General features: G+C 52.7%; 13 protein-coding genes and 2 tRNA genes. 10 read left to right on the top strand and 5 right to left on the bottom strand.

Features of this window, described 5'->3' with window-relative positions; all coding sequences use genetic code 11:
• Window positions 1-21: 21 nt before the first annotated feature.
• The gene (locus C5O23_RS08205; protein ID WP_107032464.1) at window positions 22-1413 is read right to left on the bottom strand and encodes a dihydroorotase; all 1392 of its coding nucleotides are present in this window, start codon (window positions 1411-1413) and stop codon (window positions 22-24) included.
• 40 nt (window positions 1414-1453) lie between these two features.
• Entirely contained in the window at window positions 1454-2194 is a 741-nt protein-coding gene (locus C5O23_RS08200; protein WP_240597748.1) for a polyprenol monophosphomannose synthase, read from the bottom strand.
• Between the two features lie 425 nt (window positions 2195-2619).
• On the opposite strand from C5O23_RS08200, the gene C5O23_RS08195 reads away from it, so the two are divergent.
• The 6 genes from C5O23_RS08195 to C5O23_RS08170 all read left to right on the top strand — a co-directional run bounded on the left by C5O23_RS08195 (window position 2620) and on the right by C5O23_RS08170 (window position 7159).
• Window positions 2620-2697 (top strand) — tRNA-Val (locus C5O23_RS08195).
• Between the two features lie 62 nt (window positions 2698-2759).
• A tRNA-Val gene (locus tag C5O23_RS08190) sits at window positions 2760-2837 on the top strand.
• 332 nt (window positions 2838-3169) lie between these two features.
• On the top strand, window positions 3170-3682 hold the full coding sequence (gene ndk / locus C5O23_RS08185) for a nucleoside-diphosphate kinase (protein WP_107032462.1): 513 nt from the start codon (window positions 3170-3172) through the stop codon (window positions 3680-3682).
• 46 nt (window positions 3683-3728) lie between these two features.
• The gene (locus tag C5O23_RS08180; RefSeq protein ID WP_107032461.1) at window positions 3729-4544 is read left to right on the top strand and encodes a M23 family metallopeptidase; all 816 of its coding nucleotides are present in this window, start codon (window positions 3729-3731) and stop codon (window positions 4542-4544) included.
• Window positions 4545-4789: 245 nt separating this feature from the next.
• Window positions 4790-5677, top strand: a complete 888-nt coding sequence (gene dapA / locus C5O23_RS08175) for a 4-hydroxy-tetrahydrodipicolinate synthase (RefSeq protein ID WP_240597745.1) — start codon at window positions 4790-4792, stop codon at window positions 5675-5677.
• 198 nt (window positions 5678-5875) lie between these two features.
• Window positions 5876-7159, top strand: a complete 1284-nt coding sequence (locus C5O23_RS08170; RefSeq protein WP_107032460.1) for a hemolysin family protein — start codon at window positions 5876-5878, stop codon at window positions 7157-7159.
• A gap of 304 nt (window positions 7160-7463) precedes the next feature.
• Here C5O23_RS08170 and pncB read toward each other — a convergent pair whose 3' ends face one another.
• Window positions 7464-8678 carry a nicotinate phosphoribosyltransferase gene (gene pncB, locus C5O23_RS08165; protein ID WP_107032459.1) on the bottom strand — a complete coding sequence of 405 codons (1215 nt, stop codon included), beginning with the start codon at window positions 8676-8678 and terminating at the stop codon, window positions 7464-7466.
• Between the two features lie 214 nt (window positions 8679-8892).
• On the opposite strand from pncB, the gene C5O23_RS08160 reads away from it, so the two are divergent.
• From C5O23_RS08160 to hpf, 4 genes are all read left to right on the top strand, one after another.
• A complete protein-coding gene (locus C5O23_RS08160) occupies window positions 8893-9267 on the top strand; it encodes a PadR family transcriptional regulator (RefSeq protein WP_107032458.1) in 375 nt (124 codons plus the stop codon).
• Window position 9268: 1 nt separating this feature from the next.
• A complete protein-coding gene (locus C5O23_RS08155; RefSeq protein WP_107032457.1) occupies window positions 9269-10474 on the top strand; it encodes a PspC domain-containing protein in 1206 nt (401 codons plus the stop codon).
• 158 nt (window positions 10475-10632) lie between these two features.
• Window positions 10633-11565 (top strand): tyrosine-type recombinase/integrase, encoded by a 933-nt coding sequence (locus tag C5O23_RS08150; protein WP_107032456.1) that lies wholly within the window; start codon window positions 10633-10635, stop codon window positions 11563-11565.
• Window positions 11555-11848 carry a ribosome hibernation-promoting factor, HPF/YfiA family gene (gene hpf, locus C5O23_RS08145; protein WP_107032455.1) on the top strand — a complete coding sequence of 98 codons (294 nt, stop codon included), beginning with the start codon at window positions 11555-11557 and terminating at the stop codon, window positions 11846-11848. Before C5O23_RS08150 ends, hpf begins: the two co-directional genes overlap by 11 nt.
• A gap of 680 nt (window positions 11849-12528) precedes the next feature.
• Here hpf and C5O23_RS08140 read toward each other — a convergent pair.
• Window positions 12529-13551: a TIGR00180 family glycosyltransferase gene (locus tag C5O23_RS08140; protein WP_107032454.1), complete on the bottom strand. Its 1023-nt coding sequence runs from the start codon at window positions 13549-13551 to the stop codon at window positions 12529-12531.
• Window positions 13552-13582: 31 nt separating this feature from the next.
• The gene (locus tag C5O23_RS08135; protein WP_107032453.1) at window positions 13583-15031 is read right to left on the bottom strand and encodes a lipopolysaccharide biosynthesis protein; all 1449 of its coding nucleotides are present in this window, start codon (window positions 15029-15031) and stop codon (window positions 13583-13585) included.
• Window positions 15032-15118 lie beyond the last annotated feature (87 nt).

Below are 15118 nucleotides of genomic sequence, written 5' to 3'. Positions count from 1 at the left end.
GGTTGATTATAAGTTCCTGTTTCAGGGCTTTTCGCCGGTCGTGCCGAATTCGAGCGCCATAGCCGCGCCGCTCTGCGGATCGGAACCGGCCTCGTAGACCACCGTTCCGTTGACCATTGTCATCTCGATCCGCGCCGGCAGAGTCATTCCGGCGAGCGGAGTCCAGCCGCAGCGGCTGATCACCTCCGAATCGCTCACCGCAGTCCGGCATCCGAGAGGATCCACCAGCACCAGATCGGCCCAGTAACCTTCGCGGATATAACCGCGCCCTTTGATGCCGAACAGATCGGCCGGACGGTGACACATCAGTTCCACCACCCGCTCAGGTCCGCAGCCTTCGAGTTGCGGATCTGACGCCACAAGCTCAAGCATGGCGCGCAGCGAAAACTGCACCATAGGCATACCCGACGCGGCAGTCAGCGCATCGCCCTCTTTCTGCGCGGGCAGATGCGGAGCATGGTCAGTGGCAATAGTGTCGATGCAGCCTCCGGGCTGGAGAGCGCGCAGCAGCGCTATGCGGTCAGACGGTTCCTTGATAGCCGGATTGCACTTGATGCGCGCGCCGGCTCTCTGAAAATCATTCCGGTCAAAAAGTAGATATTGCGGGCAGGTCTCAGCCGTCACCTTCACTCCCTCGGCCTTGGCTTCGCTGACAAGCTGCAGCTCCTCGGCAGTGGACAAGTGGCAGATGTGCACACGCGCACCCGTTTTCCGGGCAAGTTCTATAGCCTTGCGTGTGGCTTTCACGCAAGCCTCGCGGGGCCTGACATCCGGATGTCTTTCAACCGGAATCGAGCCGCCGCATTCCTCCAGCAGCCTTTCGCGGGCCGCACGGATCGTCGCCTCGTCTTCCGCATGCACGGCTATCAGCGCCGGAGCGGAGGCGAAAAGTTCTTCAAGTGTATTGTTGTCGTCAACAAGCATGTTGCCCGTCGACGATCCGAGAAACAGTTTTATGCCGGCCGTCCGGCTGTAGTCGGCCTTCAGCAGCTCATCGGCATTGTCATTTGTGGCGCCGATAAAAAAGCCGAAGTTTGCAGCCGAGACTTCAGCTGCGCGCCTGATCTTGTCCCCAAGCGCCGCGCAAGTCACAGTGGCAGGCTTCGTATTTGGCATATCGACAACCGAGGTGACACCTCCGGCCACCGCCGCACGGCTTTCCGTGGCCATGTCGCCCTTTTCCGTCAGACCCGGATCGCGGAAATGCACATGCGTGTCAATCACTCCGGGTATCAGCAGTCGCCCTCCGCAGTCAACAGCCCTGTCGGCTGTCTGCTTCAGGCGCATACATTCGGCGCCGTCGGCCGTGCCTTCGCCCACTCGGCCTATCTTCTGCCCGTCAACAAGCACATAGCCTCTGAACCGGCGGCCTTCGTTGGCAATCTCTGCATTATATAATAAGGTGGTAGCCATCTGCAACGCTTGAGTTTAAAATTTATCAGATAGAGGAGGCTTACACTGTCTTGCGTTCATATTTCGTAAACAGACTCGACCATTTCAGCCTCATCACCCCGAAAAATCCCTCGCTGAAGATACCGGAGCTCATTTTCGAAGTTCCGAGCACACGGTTCACAAAGATGATGGGCACTTCCTTGATCCTGAATCCATACTTATAGGCCAGGAATTTCATCTCGATCTGAAATGCATAGCCCTTGAAACGGATACCATCCAGAGGCAAGGTCTCAAGCACCCGGCGGCGGTAGCAGACAAATCCGGCCGTAGCATCGTTGATCGGCATCCCGGTCACAACCCTCACATAGCGCGAGGCGTAGTACGACATCAGAACCCTGCCCATAGGCCAGTTGACCACATTGACACCCGTCACATATCTCGACCCGATGGCCAAATCAGCGCCGTCATTGGCGCAGGCGTCATAGAGCTTCAGCAGATCGGCGGGATTGTGCGAGAAGTCGGCGTCCATTTCAAACACGAACTCATAGTCCCGCGCCAGAGCCCACTTGAATCCGGCTATATAAGCCGTGCCAAGCCCCTGCTTGCCGGCGCGCTCCACCAGATGCAGGCGTCCGGCATACTTCTTCTGGAGATCTTTCACTATCGCGGCTGTGCCGTCAGGAGAATTGTCATCAATTATCAGCACATCAAACTCGCGGGGCAGCCCGAAGACAGCCTCGATAATCGCAGCCACATTCTCCTTTTCATTATAGGTGGGAATGATGACCACACTGTCGACAATATTTCTCTCAGAAGCCGGTCCGGAAGTAAGCTGCTCGCCGCCGGCCGGCTCTTTCTGTTCCTGCTGCATGATGTCAGGCCGTTAGATATTTTAGAGATTGGTTAAATTCCAAATTACACTTGTAGATTTCCGTTTAAAAAAAGCTCTGCAATTAAGAATTTTTGCAAATTTAGAAAATAAACTTTGATCCCTCCAACCTTTCCTTCAAAAAAATCCACACCCATGCAATCTTTTTTCACTACCCCTTTCATATCATTTTTAACTGTCAGGGCCAACCATTATCATCCACTCGCCCGCTATTCCGACCAATAATTCTACGATTTCTCCCTTTTAAGCCCTATTTTTCAAAAAAATCGAAAAAACTTTCAAAAACATTTGGTCAATTCAAAAATCCTCTCTACCTTTGCAACGCTTTAAGCGAGAAAGGGCGCTTAGCTCAGCTGGTTCAGAGCGTCTGCCTTACAAGCAGAGGGTCGGGGGTTCGAATCCCTCAGCGCCCACCAACTCAGAAACTTTCTCGCATCTAAAGCAAAACCGGATAGCGCAAGCGGCGCAATCAAAATCCGGGCGCTTAGCTCAGCTGGTTCAGAGCGTCTGCCTTACAAGCAGAGGGTCGGGGGTTCGAATCCCTCAGCGCCCACCAAAGAAACCCACGGTCAGATTCATCACCACCCCTTGAATCAGGCCGTTTTTCTTTGCTTCTGGCGGCAAATGTTAAAACAAGACCTTCTCAAATTACAATATTTTACATAAATTCACACGCAAAATCAAAAGCCGAAACCGCCCGACATATTTTATAGTATTTTCACATTGACATCCAAACGCCTGACAAACAATTCGATACAAACCGAAATTAAACTCTGTTTCCCAAAATTCACACTTTTTATCCCGCCCGAATTTTTTCAATCGCCTCAAAATGACTAAATTTGGAAAGTGCTTACGAAAACCGTAAACATCTGTTAATCGTCACTCTAAATGGAACAGACTCTAATCATATTCAAGCCATCAGCAATCGAGCGCGCTCTTGTCGGCAAAGTTCTCTCCCGCTTCGAGCAGAAGGGCCTCACCATTACCGGCATGAAAATGATGCAACTCTCCGAAGAGCTTCTGCACCAGCACTACTCTCACCTCGTCAGCAAACCATTCTTCCCTTTGATACTACATTCGATGACCGCATCGCCCGTCATCGTCATGGTCCTCCAGGGAATCCAAGCCATCTCTGTGGTCCGATCGCTCACAGGCGCCACTAATGGACGCGAAGCTCTTCCCGGAACAATCCGCGGCGACTTCGCAATGTCGAATCAGGAAAACATCATCCACGCATCCTCCTCACCCGAAGATGCCGAAACCGAGATCCGACGCTTCTTCCGCCCCGAAGAACTCTTCCCGCGCACTGCAGCAGCCACCCCATTCATCAATTCAACCGACGAGCTCGGCATCCCGGCCAGTCCCCCGCAGGGAACCGACAGCCAGGATAAAAAAGCATAACCATCAACTCTCCATCTTCTTGCCGGAAAAAATTTTGAATACTCCAATGAAATTACTAAAATTCAATACACTCCTCATCTCACTCCTCGCTTCAGCGGCAGCATTCACCGCACAGGCACAGCTAAAACTCCCCAAATCACACACCAACCAGCACAACTCACTGATAGCCAACCAGCGGCCATCAGTCAACCCCTTCAAGATCGAAAACAACGACCTTCTCCTAAACCAGATCAAAGCTCGCGAAGCCGCCATTGACAACGAAATCTTCAACTCTTTCTGGAACAGCGAAAGCGTCAACCCCTACGGAACAGCAGTCACAATCCCTGACCATCATGACATCGACGTCTCGGAATTCGTGTCACCTTGTCCCGGCCACATCACATCAAACTACGGCTACCGCTCTCGCTTCGGACGCATGCACTACGGAACTGACCTCAAGCTCCAGGTTGGCGACACCGTCCGCGCAGCATTCTCCGGAAAAATCCGACTCACGAAATATGAAGGACGCGGCTACGGCTACTACGTAGTGATGCGCCACGAAAACGGCCTCGAAACAGTCTACGGACACCTCAGCCGCTTCCTCGTGAAACCCAACCAATACGTCAAAGCCGGCGACCCCATAGCTCTCGGAGGCAACACAGGCCGTAGCACCGGACCACACCTCCACTTCGAATGCCGCTACCTCGGAATCCCCATCAACCCAGCAGCAATCATCGACTTTGAAAACCAGGTGCCCCACAAAGACATATTCGCCTTCGACAAACGCACCTACGGAAAATCTCAGAAATACGCCCCCGCCAAAAAGCGCAAAGCCAAAACCACAGCATCACGCAAACGCAGAACCAAACGAGCCCGCAAATAACCCAGGTCCCAAAAGAACCCTCAGGCCACCCACCCTTGACCAGAACACCCTAGCCACCTCAAGCCACACCGGAAGTTTCAGACCATCCGGAGCTACCGGCACTTCAGATCCTCATCGTCTCCTCTTTCTTGGCTAATTTGCAAATATTTTGTAATTTTGCAACCAAACCGGAGACTTTGATGTTTATTTGACACAAAACACATCAAATCGACGGCTCTAACGCAAATCCATCTTACAATTTCTTTATGTCATCTGAGCACTTGCGCGGCATGGGAGTTGCACTCACCACGCCATTTCTCGAAAACGGAGATATCGACTTTCAGACACTTGACGCCCACCTTGATTATCTGGTCGACGGCAAAGCCGACTACATTGTAGCCCTCGGCACAACAGCAGAAACACCGACACTCACCCCCGACGAGAAACACCGCCTCGCGCTCCACATACTCGACCACATCAACCACCGTTGCCCCGTAGTGCTCGGAATCGGCGGAAACTCAACCCGCTCCGTAGTCAACGAACTCCTGACCACAGAGCGCCTCGACGAATTCGACGCAATCCTCTCAGTGGTCCCCTACTACAACAAACCGACCCAGGAAGGCATGTACCGCCATTTCGCCGAAATAGCCAAGGCATCGCCCATCCCCGTAATCCTCTACAACATACCCGGCCGCACAGGAGTCAACATGAACGTTGACACCATCATCCGCCTCGCCCGCGAATTCCAGGGCAAAATCATAGGCATCAAAGAAGCAAGCGGCAACATGGAGCAGGCGCAGAACGTAATCACCCGCCGCCCGGAAGGCTTTCTCGTAATCTCAGGCGACGACTCCCTCGCCCACAGCATGATCCGAATCGGCGGCGACGGCGTAATCTCCGTGCTCGGCAACGCCTACCCCGAACGCTTCAACGAAATGATCCACGCGAGCATGACCGACGAAACCCCCGATCACGCCGCCAAACTCCACCAGCAATTCTCAGCCCTCTACTCCCTCCTATTCAAAGACGGCAACCCCGCCGGCATCAAATGCCTGCTCCACATCCTCTTCCCGCGTTACAAAGAAGTCCTCCGCCTCCCCCTTGTCCCCGCCACCGACGAAACCCGCCACGGCCTCGAACGCGAAAAACTCTAAGAGATTGTCTAAAATTTATATCACTTTGCTTTTGAAGGCCTTGTCGGTGTCTTTTTACTTATTCTTCGGTCACGTAGCTACGGCTACGCTCCCTCATCACAAGCAAAAATCCTTACGGAAATCCTTCGCTCGGATTTTAACTCTTGTTATGAAATACCCTCTTAGACAATCTCTAAAGATAATTTGCACTTTTTTTATATGGATGACCTGATTATAATAATCGCTTTAATACTTCTCAACGGTGTATTCTCAATGTCGGAGGTCGCCCTTATATCAGCACGAAAATCCAAGCTGTCGGCAGAAGCCAAAGACGGCAATCGTAGTGCCGCCAATGCCTTGAAACTCCAGAGTGAGCCAGATCGGTTCTTATCGACCGTACAGATCGGAATAACACTTATCGGGATTCTTACCGGTTTGTTTTCAGGTGCTACAATAGCAACGGAAGCAGGCAATTATTTGACATCAATAGGTCTCGCCCCAAAAATGGCGATGAATATTGCGAAATTTGTCATTGTCGCGATAGTAACTTATCTGTCGATAGTTGTTGGTGAACTTGTGCCGAAACGAATCGGCATGGGACATGCTGACGGGATTGCCAAACTGGCGGCGGGTCCAATGAGACTGCTTTCTCTAATAACATATCCCATTGTATGGCTGCTGTCTGCGTCAACATCGGCCATTGTCAAGATTTTCAAACTTGGAAACAATACATCAAAAGTAACTGAGGAAGAAATCAAATCTTTGATTCAGGAAGGCATAGATTCCGGAGAAGTGCGTGAGGTTGAACAGGACATCATGGAGCGAGCATTAGTTATGGGTGACAGCCGTATCGGCGCGATTATGACCAGTCGTAAAGAAGTGGCGACTCTGACTATTGATATGGATGAAGAGAGCATCCGGAAGGTATTATGCGATGACCTTCATTCCTCATATCCCGTTTTCGACAGAGATAAAGAAGACATCTGTGGTGTTATATCTCTTAAAAGTCTCGTGCTGTCGCTCGGCAAGCCCGACTTCAATATCGAAAAAGCGATTATACCTCCTATGTGTCTTCCTGAGTCCATGACGGTATATGACGCGCTCGAAACGTTCAAAACCACCGACAACCACTTTGCTCTTGTTTACGATGAGTTCGGTAGCTTCCAAGGCATTATAACACTCCGCGACATACTCGACGGTCTTGTTGGCAATATCGCCCAGTCCGGAGAAGGGCCTATGATTGTGAAGCGTCCGGATGTGGACGAATGGCTTGTTGACGGGCAGTGCCCCATATATGATTTTCTTGCATATTTTGACTGTGAGGAGCTGTACAAACCGGCAGGATATACGACAATCGGAGGTCTGATAATGGAGACTCTGCGCAAAGTACCCACTGAGGGCGACACAATAAAATGGCATTCTTTCAAAATTGAAGTCGCGGACATGGACCGTGTTCGCATCGACAAGGTCGCGGTGTCCCGTCTTACTGCCGGCAACCTATAATCATGTCCGGACGAAAGATTCCGTTTTTTATACAAGCCCTTCATAACACTTCAGCTGTACGGTTCTTATCAAGTGCCTATACCGAACTCACGTTAAATAGGAGTATTCCATTTGTGAAAAATTTTGAGTTACCTGAGCCTTGGTGTCTCTTTTGCTAAATTGTTGAAGCTCGTCAGTCGCATAGCTCGCTATACTTCTTCCTCCCTTGCAACAATTTATCCAAAAGATACACCACTCAGATTTTAACTCTTGTTATGAAACACCCTCTTATAGTTCATTACATCCGAACGATTGGTCCGAAAAGTCATAACTCGCCATCTGTCAAATGAAGTGCTTCAAGAAATCGGCACACTGTTGCTTCATCGCCGGAATATTTGCCTTTGTCTTCGCTTAACTTACATGTGCTGCAATAGAATGTCCATGATTCGGTAATCTTCACCGCGACAAGTTTGATGACTATGTTACGTGGTCTGACATCCTCGAAATCATTGGTAAAATGAGTGCCAATGCCAAATGATGGTATGCACTTGTCTTCGGCATATCTCTGTATCTCGATTGCTTTATCAACATTCAAGCCGTTACTGAACACAATCTGCTTGGTGCGTGGATCAATGTTAAGACTCCTGTATTTTTCGACAATGAGATCGAGTTCATGGCAGTTATCGCCGCTGTCCACTCTCAGCCCCTTGAACATATTGGCATAATCCTCAGAGAAATTAAGGCTGAAAATCCGCCAGCCATAGGTGTCGTAAAGGAATGTGCCCAACGCACCCCGATATGTAGATGCCCATGTTTTCATGGCAAGATAATTTGCCATCTGCGGACCATACATTCCGGCAATGGCACATATAAGTTCATGGGCCATCGTCCCTATTGGCACGAGATCATATTTCATGGCGAAATACACATTGCTGGTGCCTATGAATCTTCCGGGGCCAGACATTGTGTCCTGACAATTTTTCATTGCCTTGACCACCGTGTCCTGAGCCTGAAATGATGCTCGGCGGCGGGTGCCGAAATCACTGAACGTGCAACCGGCCTCAATCAGTCTCCGTGCTTTGTCATGCGATTTTCGGTAGTATCCTTCATAATCGAGTTTCTCTGCTTCTCCCGTCATTATATAATACAGTTCCGAGATGATTGCGAGGACTTTCACTTCGAGAAGTATTGTGTTGCTCCAACAGCCTTCGAACTCTATGTCAAGATGTCCGTTTTCATCTTGATTTATCCTTACCCATTTGCTGTCATACCGAAATCCTTTGAGATAGCTGCAAAACCAAGCGGGGATATAGCTGCATTTTTCTTGCAAAAACGCAATTTCCTCTTCGGTGATTATCACGTCTTCAAGCATTTGTATCTGACGAAGGAGCTCATCGGCAAAGCCATCAGGATAAACGGTATTGTCCCGGTCATTAAATTTGTAACGTACCTGTGTGCGTGGGAAGTTTTCAATTACCGCGCAACACATTGTGAACTTATACAAGTCGTCATCAGTAAAATGTCGTATTATCTGGCGCATATAATTTATTTTTGGAGATTAGCATATCTTTATGCAATTGTTTATTGCAAATATAACAATCCGGAACAGAAAAACGCGACACTAAGAGGGTGAAAGATTTAATTTTTGTTAATTCATAGTACTATGTATTGCATAGTACCTTGCCAATCCCTACCTTTGCAACGTCCGAGAGACAAAACCGGTAGTCACTCCGACAGAAAAATATCCAAAAATCATGAACATAGACAATCTGAAATCCCAGATGCGCAAAGGAATGCTGGAATTCTGCGTACTGCTCATACTCAGGCGCGGCGACGCCTACGCCTCCGAGATGATAGCCCGGCTAAAAGAAGCGCATCTAATCGTAATGGAAGGCACTCTCTATCCGCTGCTGACCCGCCTCAAAAATGACGGACTCCTCGCCTACCGATGGGAAGAATCCCTCCAGGGGCCGCCGAGGAAATACTACTCCATAACCCCGCTTGGGCTCGAATTCCTCGGACAGCTCCAGGCCTCCTGGGACGAGATCAGCAACTCCGTCAACCTCCTCCTCGCAAACCCTCCTATTATAACACCCATCACACCCAACCCTCTCAGACTCAAAGACTGACATGAAAAAGAGCTTCCCCGCCAACATAAACGGCAAAATCTTCTACATCGACGAAGACGCCTACACTCTCCTCCTCGACTACCTCTCCCAGCTCCGGGCCACTTTCGCCGACAACGAAGCCGACGAGATAGTCAACGACATCGAACAGCGCATCTCCGAACACTTCGAAGAACGCATTGCCCGCGGAGCCAACGTAATCGTCATTGATGACGTCAACCGCGTCATCGAGACAATGGGCCGTCCCGAAGAACTCTCCGAAGAAGACCCTGACAGCACCTCCCGCCACAGCAGCGAACCGACCGGCGCCACCCCTCCCGACCCCAAAGCAGCCCCACAGAGCCGCCACAGCACCGGTCAGGCCACACCGCCCCCGCCGCCAATCCACAAACGGCTCTACCGCGACGTGCGCCATAAAGTGTTCGGAGGCGTCATAGCCGGCCTCGCGCAGTATCTCGGCTGGGACGTAACCGTCATGCGCATCCTCGCCACCATCCTAACCGTCTGCACCTATTTCTGGCCCTGCGTAATAGTCTACATGGTGGCATGGATGATCATCCCCGTGGCCCACACCCCGCGTCAGATCCTCGAAATGCAAGGCCAGCCCGTCACGCTTGACAACATAGGCCAGACCGTGATCAACAACTCCACACCCCCCGCAGCCCCCGTGCCTGACGAAAACTCATCGTCATTCGCCACCTTCATCAACACCTTCTTCTCGATAGCCGCCAAATTCATCCTCGGATTCTTCGGAATGGTCTGCGCCATAGTAGCCTTCGTGATGCTCTGCCTCATCCTCTCGCTCGTAGCAGGCATAATAGTCTACTCCGTCACCGGCAACCCCAACATCCTCGACGGACTCGACATATTCTCCGAAAACTCACCCGTCACCACCGCCTGGGCCTTCATCTGCCTCTTCTTCTCCATCATGCTCCCCTTCATACTGATAGCCCGCTACGCTGCCGTCCCGCTCCTGCGCTTCAAAGTACCCTCGGCAGCAACGCTCATCACCGCCATCATCATCGAACTGCTCTTCATCACCGCCACAGTGGTCCTCTACAACATAGCCTACAACTTCGACAGCGCCGGCACCGTCTTCGCCGTCGTGCAGACCACCGGCAGCCTCGGAGCCGACCCTATCCACTGCCTGCTCCCCTTCGGCGCCGCCATACCCGCCAGCATGCTCCTCGCCCCCTCCATATCAGCCTGATCCATCAGCCTGTAGGCCCGTTCTCCTCTCTCCTCTCCCACCTTCAACCCGCACCCGCCTGAGAAGTTTCCTGCAAAATCAGCGCAAAAAGATTTGCTTCTTACAAAAACATTTCCTATATTCGCGCTAACGGCAAACCAACCGAAGCCCCGAATGTTATGGAACTGATCAATCAATTCCTCGACCACCTCAGCCACGAGCTCAACTACTCGATGCTGACAGTCAGTGCCTACCGCACCGACCTCATGGCGTGGGCCGATTTTGCCACGGCAGGCCGTCCCGAACTCCTGCACCCGCTTGACGTCACCACCTCGGATCTGCGCCAGTGGATCGGCTCTCTGGGCCGCGAAGGCCGCTCGCCCCGCACCATCCGCCGCAAGGCTTCATCGCTGCGATCATTTTTCCGCTTTCTGATGTGTCACCACGGGCTCAAATCAAACCCCGCATCGGCTCTTACACTCGCCAAAATACCCAAAGACCTTCCGGTCTACATACGCCCCGACGACACAGCCCGCGTTCTTGACGACGCCCCGACCGACACCTTCGCCGAACTCCGCGACCGTCTGATCATAGACCTGCTCTACTCCACCGGCATCCGCTGCTCTGAGCTGACAGGCCTGCTCGACCGCGCCACCGACACCTCCAGAGGTGAACTAAAAGTGCTCGGAAAGCGTAATAAGGAGAGAATAATCCCGATCGGGCCCGAACTCTGCCAGGCAATAGAAGACTATCGGTTGACGCGCGACTCCTCTCCGGCCACCGCCATCTCTCCGGCCGACCCGACAGCACCGCTCCTGGTCCGCGACGACGGACTTCCGCTCTACCGGAAATTTGTCTACAACGTGGTCCACCGCACCCTCTCCGAAGAGGGAGTCCATGCCAGCCGGCTGAGCCCCCACGTGCTGCGCCACTCCTTTGCCACTGACATGCTCAACTCCGGAGCGCCTCTCACCTCAGTCCAGACCCTGCTCGGACACCAGTCTCTGACATCTACACAGGTCTACACCCATGTGACCTACAGTGAACTTAAACATAATTACCAACTCGCACATCCGCGTGCATTAAAAAAAGGAGGAAAAAATGGAAACTAACATCAAAGCCATCCACTTCGACATCAGCGAAAAACTGACCTCTTTCATCAACAAGAAAATCGAGAAGCTGACCCGCCGTTATCCCGAAGTGATGAGCGCCGAGGTTTCGCTTCGTGTGGTAAAACCCGAAACAGCCCTCAATAAACAGGCCATCGTCAGCCTGAGCGTACCCCAGGAACGCGAACAGGTAGCCGACAAGACCGCCGACACTTTTGAAGAAGCCATTGACCTCTGTCTCGAAGCCCTCGACCGTCAGCTCGAAAAAATCAAAAACAAGAAATAAGAGATTGTCTAAAAACGACCTCTAAGACAACCGCCCCCCTCTGAATGCGCCACAGCATAACATCGGGGAACACTGAAATCATAACGCCTCCGGATGCCTGGTCTTTCAGCATCCGGAGGCACTTTTTTCGGGTCTCGCTGCAAAACCCGGTTGAAACGTCGAAAACTATCCGAATGTGAAATGATTTAGGCACAGCGGATTCCGGGTGCCGCGAATTCCGAGACCATCCGGAGCGGTAAATCGGTGTCCTCAACCGGACACCACATTGGTTTTAATGTCTTCTCCCCGACACCTACGCGCAATGCGCTACGGTGTCGGGGGCTATGAGTAAATCGGTGTCCTGCCGGACACCCGCCGACCACGGCCAGGACGAAACCCGCATTGCCGGAAACCCGACATCAACAGCCCGGACGGAACACATCTCGTCTGACATGGGAACTGTCCGGATCACGCTGCGCGTACTGAGGCCGGATGGTGATGTCCGACAGGACATCGGTTTACTCATAGCCCGTGACACCGAAGCGCAAAGCGCGCAGGTGTCACGGGTTTGCGATCACCTCCTGCATATGGTGTCCGGTCGAGGACACCGATTTACCGCTCCGGAAGGGGCCTCTCCGCATTATCGCACTCCCGGCGGATGTCTTATCTTTGCAGAAATTCTTTTTCAACAACTCTTTTCCTCATTGTCCCCCCGACCTGACCGCCCTGACAATAGCCTCGGTGGCCGGGGTGGAGAAGGTGCATGGATAGCTCTGAAGTCCTCTCACGGCTTTCAGCCCCTTCTGATGATAGCGCCATACTGACAGCCGTGAGGCCCAGCCAAGCAGAGGATGGCGGTCAAGAAAAGCATTGACCCGGCGCTTGAACAAAACGGAAGGCTTGTCGGCAGGCGCCGAAACCACACGTCTGATCAGAGCCTCGGACTCAGACTCCGGCATCCCGGCGCACTCCGAAAGCAGAAGTGTGAGCCCGCGGACAAAGCCGTCGAACTCCGGCCGGTATTCCGGCGAATTCTTGATCACCGACGAAGGCACGGTGATCTGCGCCGCTGAATTGCGTATCTGCTCGCGGGCACTGTAGAAGCAAGGCAAGGTGGCATAGCAGCCGTGGATCAGCATCGAGTTATGAAAAAACTCCTCTGCGAGATACAGATTGCGGAAACGCGGCTCACCCTTGCTGTCGAAACAATATTGATAGGTGCGGATGAAAGCATCGGTCCTCACCACCCCATAGAGCACCGAAGCATACATTCCGAGCTGGCCGGTCAGCCGCTCCACGGCGCTGTCACCGTCCACACGGCTGTCGAAATTGCGGATATAGCGGGGAGTGAAGCGCACGCCGTCACCGCAGGGGGTGAAGGTCAGATAGTGGCCCTGCGCGCAGCTGTATGACGGATTCCGGTCAAGAAACTCCGCAATCTCACTGACCGCTTCGGGCACTATGAAGTCATCGTCGGCGCAGTAAAACACATAGCGCGTGCTGATCATGGGCAGTATCTCCCTTATCTTAAGCAGGAAATGCAGACCCGGACGGTGGAGATAGACCACCTGTTCCGGATCCATACGCCCGGTAAACAAAGCGTCTGACGAGTCGGGGACAATCACCCGCAAGCCTGTGCCTCTGTAATAATCGAGCAGGCGCTGCAGACGCTCCGGCCTGTTGTGGGCCGGGATTATCACCGTGACATTCTCAAGTATATCCATATCCTTTCAGAGTTATTGCAAATAAATTTTTTCAGAGTTTCAGGCGCCCTTTGGTCAGATAGCCGATGCTCTCGCGGAACACTACGGATTTCAGCCTCCACATCAGCAGACCGTAGAGCGCGGCGGCCATGAAGATCTTGGCAAGAAGCGAGACAATGGCGCTTTCGATCCGTGCGGTAGCGGCTACCGTGACGGCCATGACTGCAAGTGACACAGCTATGTAGGGCATCATGCTCTTAAGCACCCCGGAGAGGCGCAGCCCGATGTGTCGGGCCGCAAAATAGTGCCAGACAAAAAGCCAGCATACATTGACTCCGGCATAGACCTCAAGCATCACCGTCAGCCCGTAGGGGTAACTGAGCATCACACAGAGAAGCTGCATGAGCCCCAGCGAGATAGTGTTCCACATATATATGTTCGGACGGCCAATGCTGTTGAAGAGGTTGCCGTAGAGAGTAGCCACAGGCATGAATGCGCCCCAGACACAAAGAATCTGCATCACCGGCACACACGGAAGCCACTTGGCCGTCACGCTCAGCACAATCAGTTCTCTGGCCACGATTGCCAGGCCGAACATGGCCGGAAAGCAGACAAAGGAGGTGAAACGGAGCATTTTGAGAAACACCCGGCAGAGGCGCTCACGCTCTTCGGATGCCTCGCGAAACACCGGCTGGGCCACACTGTTGAGCATTCCGGAGATGGTCGAATAGCCCATAGTGGTCCACTTGCTGCCCTGCGTATAATAACCCGTGGGCTGCATTCCGTAGAAGCGGCCCAGCAGCACGGAGAAGAAATTGTTGTTGATGTGGGTGAAGAGCGAGGTCATCAGCTGCCGGGTGCTGAATGGTAGCATCTCGCGCAGCGGGGCCATGCGGAACGATAGCGTGGGATGCCAGGGCGAACGCAGCCACAGCAGCAGCGCGTTGCAGCCTGAATAGGTGACCGTCTGGGCCGCTATGCCCCAGTAGCCGCATCCGAACGCGGCGCAGGTGACACCGACGGTGCCGGAGAGAAGTATGGCGCAGATCTGTATCTGGCTGCGGAGCTTGACATTGAGATTGCGGAAGAAGTAGGCCGACGGCGCGGTGGCTATTCCTCCGAAAAGGAAGCCCAGGAAGAGAAAGCGCGAGAGCCACACCATTTCGGGCTGATTATAGAAGCGGGCTATCAGCGGGGCAAGCGCGAAAAGCAGCCCGTAGAGGCCGAGTCCAGCCACAATGTTGAACCAGAACACGGCGTTGTAGTCGTCATGGCTGATGTTTTTCCTGTTGACTATAGCCAGAGTGAAGCCGCTTTCGGCAAAGAGTCCGGCCATAGCCGAGAATATGGTCAGCGCCCCGACCACACCGTAGTCGGCCGGAGAGAGAAGTCTTGACAGGAATATGCCGAAAAGCAGATTGAGCAGCTGCATGGTGCCGCTGCCTATTCCGCCCCAGAGAAGCCCCTTGGCGGTTTTCTGTTTGAGTCCGCTGTCTGACATTCGGTTGATGTGATTGTTGGATTGGTTCGGGTTGTTTTTGGTCGACTGTTGTTTCCCAGAGCCGGGAGAGGGATTCAGACCTGCCGC

It is taken from the genome of Duncaniella muris (assembly GCF_003024805.1).
Classification (GTDB): domain Bacteria; phylum Bacteroidota; class Bacteroidia; order Bacteroidales; family Muribaculaceae; genus Duncaniella; species Duncaniella muris.
Note: the sequence above shows the minus strand (reverse complement) of the source record. Positions and strands in the feature narration are given on the sequence as shown.

Excerpts from the sequence above, each read along its gene's own strand:
- C5O23_RS08205 (WP_107032464.1), bottom strand. The coding sequence starts at position 1,413 with ATGGCTACCACCTTATTATATAATGCAGAGATTGCCAACGAAGGCCGC.
- ndk (WP_107032462.1), top strand. The coding sequence starts at position 3,170 with ATGGAACAGACTCTAATCATATTCAAGCCATCAGCAATCGAGCGCGCT.
- C5O23_RS08180 (WP_107032461.1), top strand. The coding sequence starts at position 3,729 with ATGAAATTACTAAAATTCAATACACTCCTCATCTCACTCCTCGCTTCA.
- dapA (WP_240597745.1), top strand. The coding sequence starts at position 4,790 with ATGTCATCTGAGCACTTGCGCGGCATGGGAGTTGCACTCACCACGCCA.
- C5O23_RS08170 (WP_107032460.1), top strand. The coding sequence starts at position 5,876 with ATGGATGACCTGATTATAATAATCGCTTTAATACTTCTCAACGGTGTA.
- pncB (WP_107032459.1), bottom strand. The coding sequence starts at position 8,678 with ATGCGCCAGATAATACGACATTTTACTGATGACGACTTGTATAAGTTC.
- C5O23_RS08160 (WP_107032458.1), top strand. The coding sequence starts at position 8,893 with ATGAACATAGACAATCTGAAATCCCAGATGCGCAAAGGAATGCTGGAA.
- C5O23_RS08155 (WP_107032457.1), top strand. The coding sequence starts at position 9,269 with ATGAAAAAGAGCTTCCCCGCCAACATAAACGGCAAAATCTTCTACATC.
- C5O23_RS08150 (WP_107032456.1), top strand. The coding sequence starts at position 10,633 with ATGGAACTGATCAATCAATTCCTCGACCACCTCAGCCACGAGCTCAAC.
- hpf (WP_107032455.1), top strand. The coding sequence starts at position 11,555 with ATGGAAACTAACATCAAAGCCATCCACTTCGACATCAGCGAAAAACTG.
- C5O23_RS08140 (WP_107032454.1), bottom strand. The coding sequence starts at position 13,551 with ATGGATATACTTGAGAATGTCACGGTGATAATCCCGGCCCACAACAGG.
- C5O23_RS08135 (WP_107032453.1), bottom strand. The coding sequence starts at position 15,031 with ATGTCAGACAGCGGACTCAAACAGAAAACCGCCAAGGGGCTTCTCTGG.